The organism is Streptomyces sp. NPDC054770 (assembly GCF_053611985.1).
On sequence record NZ_JBSHBL010000111.1, the window covers coordinates 24,815 to 29,049 of the forward strand.

General features: G+C 73.2%; 4 protein-coding genes and 1 pseudogene. 2 read left to right on the forward strand and 3 right to left on the reverse strand.

All coding sequences use genetic code 11. The features are described 5' to 3' along the window. Together ACWGKQ_RS47625 and ACWGKQ_RS47630 are read right to left on the reverse strand one after the other, a co-directional pair. Positions 1–217 (reverse strand): annotated as a pseudogene (locus tag ACWGKQ_RS47625) (hypothetical protein); the annotation flags it as partial. Positions 218–252: 35 nt separating this feature from the next. Further along, entirely contained in the window at positions 253–999 is a 747-nt protein-coding gene (locus tag ACWGKQ_RS47630) for a phosphotransferase family protein (RefSeq protein WP_453298359.1), read from the reverse strand. A 386-nt stretch (positions 1,000–1,385) separates the two neighbouring features. Between ACWGKQ_RS47630 and ACWGKQ_RS47635 the strand changes: the two genes are divergently transcribed. Both ACWGKQ_RS47635 and ACWGKQ_RS47640 read left to right on the forward strand, forming a co-directional pair. Then, positions 1,386–2,606, forward strand: a complete 1,221-nt coding sequence (locus tag ACWGKQ_RS47635; protein ID WP_453298360.1) for a metallophosphoesterase — start codon at positions 1,386–1,388, stop codon at positions 2,604–2,606. A gap of 110 nt (positions 2,607–2,716) precedes the next feature. Further along, on the forward strand, positions 2,717–3,418 hold the full coding sequence (locus ACWGKQ_RS47640; RefSeq protein WP_453298361.1) for a phosphatase PAP2 family protein: 702 nt from the start codon (positions 2,717–2,719) through the stop codon (positions 3,416–3,418). A 7-nt stretch (positions 3,419–3,425) separates the two neighbouring features. Here ACWGKQ_RS47640 and ACWGKQ_RS47645 read toward each other — a convergent pair. Beyond that, the coding region (locus ACWGKQ_RS47645; RefSeq protein WP_453298362.1) for an aminotransferase class III-fold pyridoxal phosphate-dependent enzyme at positions 3,426–4,235 on the reverse strand (810 nt) is incomplete at its 5' end.

Genomic DNA, 4,235 nt, shown 5'->3' on the forward strand with positions numbered 1-4,235 from the left:
GCCACGGCGCCGCCCCCCACTTCTGTGGTACCCCGGTCGCGTTCAAAGCGGAGCGCATGGCCCTTGCCAGACGCCGGACCAGGTCGACCGTCTCGGCCAGTACCTCGGTGGGCGTGTCGAAGACGTCGGCGTAATGAGCCGTCGGCGGCTCGAGGACGAGCGCCGCCCCGTGGCTCGCGACGTCACAGAAGCTGAGCCAGAGCCCGTTCTCGTGCACAAGGTCACATGCGCGGCAGCCGGGCCCGCGCCGCCTCACATCCGGGATCTCAGTACGTCGACCTCACAGCCCGGCGCGAACGGGTCGAAGCCGTGCTCGGCCAGCCAGCGAACCACCAGCAGACTCCGCAACGACCACCACGCGCGGATCACGTCGAGGTCGACGTCGGTGCCATAGCCGGCGATGAGGTCGTCGAGGTGCTCCTCGTGTCCGAGCGTGAAGGTGGCGAGGTCGTACAGGGCATCCCCCGGGCCCGCCTCGGACCAGTCGATGATGCCGGTGACCTCGTCGCCGTCGACGAAGACGTGGGCGATCTGCAGGTCGCCGTGCGTGAACGCCGGGGTCCACGGCCGGAGCGCGGCCTCGGCGACCTGGCGGTTGCGGGTGACCAGGTCGGCGGGCAGGACACCGTTCGTCACGAGCGACTCGCACTCGTCGTCGAGTTCCGCCGCCAGCGCGACGATGCTTTGGCCGGCCCGGCCCGGCAGGGGCGGCAGGGGCGCTTCGTGCAGCTTCCGGATGGCGGCGCCCGCCGCGGCCCACGCCGCCGGCGACCCGGTCACCGGCCCGCCGAGGCGCCCGAGCGTCGTCCCCGGGAGTGCGGCGATCGCGAGCACGGGCGGCTTGTGCCACAGGACCTCCGGAGTCGGGACCGGCGCCAGGGCCATCGCCTGGACCTCGACGTCGATGCGCGCCTGATCGGCGTCCACCTTCAGGAACACGTCGCCGACGCGCAGGGTCGCGCGCTCGGAATGGGCGACGACGACTTCGACCTCATCCATGGGCGACCAGTATCCCGGGGATGATCGCCGACGTCGCCGGGTTTATCACGTGCGATGAAACCCGGCGTCTTCCAGAGGACCTCTCGTCAACCACCGACCCCGCACTGAAGCGGTGTGCCGCGCACGCGCACAAGCCCCCACACGTGTCGCGAGCACCGCCTCACGATCGCCCTCGGCCAACTCTGCGGGGCAGGGGGTGTGCGACATGAAGACCGCAGGCCGCCAGGAGTGCGTCGGGCGGGGCGGTGGCGGCGAGTTGGATCATGGTTGCTGATCCGGCTGATCCGTGGGCTCATGTCAGTGGAGGTGGTTACGGCCGAGTCCGGCCGGCCCGGGGGCGACCGGATACAGTTCGCGAGACGGCAGCCTGATGCGAGAGGGGAAGCGTGACCGACACCAGCGACATCCGACCCGCCGACAGCGAAGCGCAGGCTCCGCGGCAGAGCCGACTGCACCGCGTGATGCGCTACATCCCCCTGATCGCCCCCGTCCTGCTGTGGGCCGTGCCCTGCTGGGTGCTCCTGTACACCGGCCAGCACTGGCCGCTGCCCGTCAGGCTGGTCGGCACCGCCCTGTTCGCCCTCGGCCTCGCCGCTATGCCGCTCGCGATGATGCGCGGCCACGGCCGGCGCCAGCAGGACCGGGCGGCGATAGTCGGTGACACCCTGCTGGGCACCAGCTGGGTTCTGTTCACCTGGTCCGTGCTGCTCGGTGTCCTGCTGCGGCTCGCCCTGACCGTGGCCGGCGTCGGCGAGAGTCAGGACCGGGCCCGCATCGTCACCTGGGCCGTCCTCGGCACCACCGCCGTACTGCTCGCCTGGGGGTACGCCGAGGCCCGCCGCGTGCCACGCGTGCGCCGCCTCGACGTGCAACTCCCCCGGCTGGGCGCCGGGTTGGACGGCACCCGCGTCGCCCTCATCACCGACACCCACTACGGCCCGCTCGACCGCGCCCGCTGGTCGGAGCGGGTGTGCGAGACGGTGAACACTCTGGAGGCCGACCTGGTCTGCCACACCGGCGACATCGCGGACGGCACCGCCGAGCGCCGCCGCGCCCAGGCCGTCCCGCTCGGTACCGTGCGGGCCACCCGGGCCCGGGTCTACGTGACCGGCAACCACGAGTACTACACCGAGGCCCAGGGCTGGGTCGACCTGATGGGCGAGCTGGGCTGGGAGCCGCTGCGCAACCGCCATCTGCTGCTCGAACGCGGCGGCGACACCCTCGTGGTCGCCGGTGTGGACGACGTCACCGCCGAGTCCTCCGGCCTGGCAGGGCACCGCGCCCACCTCGCCGGAGCCCTGGACGGCGCCGACCCCGACCTGCCCGTCCTGCTCCTGGCGCACCAGCCCAAGTTCGTCGACCGGGCGGCCGCCGCCGGCATCGACCTCCAGCTCTCCGGCCACACCCACGGCGGCCAGATCTGGCCCTTCCACCACCTGGTCCGCCTCGACCAGCCCGCCCTCGCCGGCCTCAGCCGCCACGGCACCCGCACCCTCCTCTACACCAGCCGCGGCACCGGCTTCTGGGGCCCGCCGTTCCGCGTCTTCGCCCCCAGCGAGATCACCCTGCTCGTACTCCGCTCCCCGCACCTGCCCACCGCGCCGTAGCGCAGGTCGCCGCCTCGGCTTGCCTGGCGACCTCCTGGACCACCCGGACCACCCGCGAACGGTTAGGGTGGCAAGCAGAGGCTGGGGGCGGACACGACGGGGGGCTCGCGTTGGATCGCCTGGCGGAAGCGGACCCCGAAGTCGGCCCAGCCCGACGCGCGTTGCTGCCCCCGGCACTGCGCGCCCGGCTCGGGCTGGTCGCGGCGCTCGCCACGCTGGTGGTCGTCGTGCTCGGGGTCCTGTACGCCGGCCACAGCGAGCCCAGCAGGGTGGACAGGTGGATCATCCCGCCGACGGCGGACGGCGTGCGGCCGCCGTGGCGGCACATCGCTCTGGCCCTGGACTTCCTGGGGGAACCCGCGGGATCGGCGATGGTGATCGTGGCCTGCGTGGCGGGCTGCCTGCTGCTCAGGCGTCCCCGCGCGGCGGTGCTCGTCGTGGCCGGCGTCGGTCTGACCGTGGGGACGACCACGCTGCTCAAGCACCTGGTGGGGCGCACCATCCACGGCCCCGGCAACCTGTCCTACCCGAGCGGGCACACCGCCTTCTTCACCGCGCTCGCCCTGATGGCGGCGCTGCTCGCGACCGGCCGGCTCGGCCTCGGCAGGACGGCCGGCGGGTCACTCGTGCTCGGCGCGGCGCTGGTCGCCGGCGCCACCATGGGGTGGGCGGAGGTCCGCCTCGGCGCGCACTACCCGACCGACGCCCTCGGCGGCTGGTGCACCGCGCTGGCGGTGGTACCGGCGACCGCGTGGCTGGTCGACCAAACAGTCGACCGGATCACCGATGCGGGACGGCGGGAGCGGCGCTGACGTCATGTCACGCCAGGCGGCGGAACACGGGCTTCACCGCCCGCCCGGCCAGCCAGGGGGTGGGGTCGGAGGCGTCCAGTGCCTTCCGGTACACCGCGCATGCCTGGGCCACCACGTCGACGGTGCGGTCGATGTCCGCGTCGTCGAGTGCGCTGCTCACCACGAACGACGGGGCGAGCACCCCGCCCTCGAGGAGCCGGCGCAGGAACAGGGTGCGGTACCGCTGCGACGGCCGCAGGTTCTCGTCGAGGGTGGCGAAGACCAGGTTGCTGGCCCGGCCCCGGACGACGATGTGGTCGCCGACTCCCGCGGCGGCCGCGGCGTCGCGGACACCGGCGGCCAGCCGCTCGCCGAGGGCGTGCAGCCGCGCGGTGACGCCCTCCTCGACGTAGGTGCTCTGCACGGCCATCGCGGCGGCCAGCGAGTGCGTCTCCGCACCGTGCGTGGTGGACAGCAGGAACACCCGGTCACCGGAGCCGCGCAGTCCGCCCCGCTCCATCAGGTCGCGGCGCCCGGCCAGCGCCGAGACGGCGAACCCGTTGCCCAGCGCCTTGCCGAACGTGGAGAGGTCGGGGACGACGCCGTACAGGCCCTGGGCGCCCGCCTCGGACCAGCGGAAGCCGGTGATCATCTCGTCGAAGACCAGTACGCATCCGTGCCGGTCGGCCAGCTCCCGCAGGCCGGCCAGGTACCCGGGCGGCGGCTCGGTGTGGGTGGCGGGTTCCAGGATCAGGCAGGCGATGTCGTCCGGGTACCGGGTGAGCAGTTCCTCCGTGGCGGCCAGGTCCCCGTAGGGGAAGGACACGGTGAGCTCGGT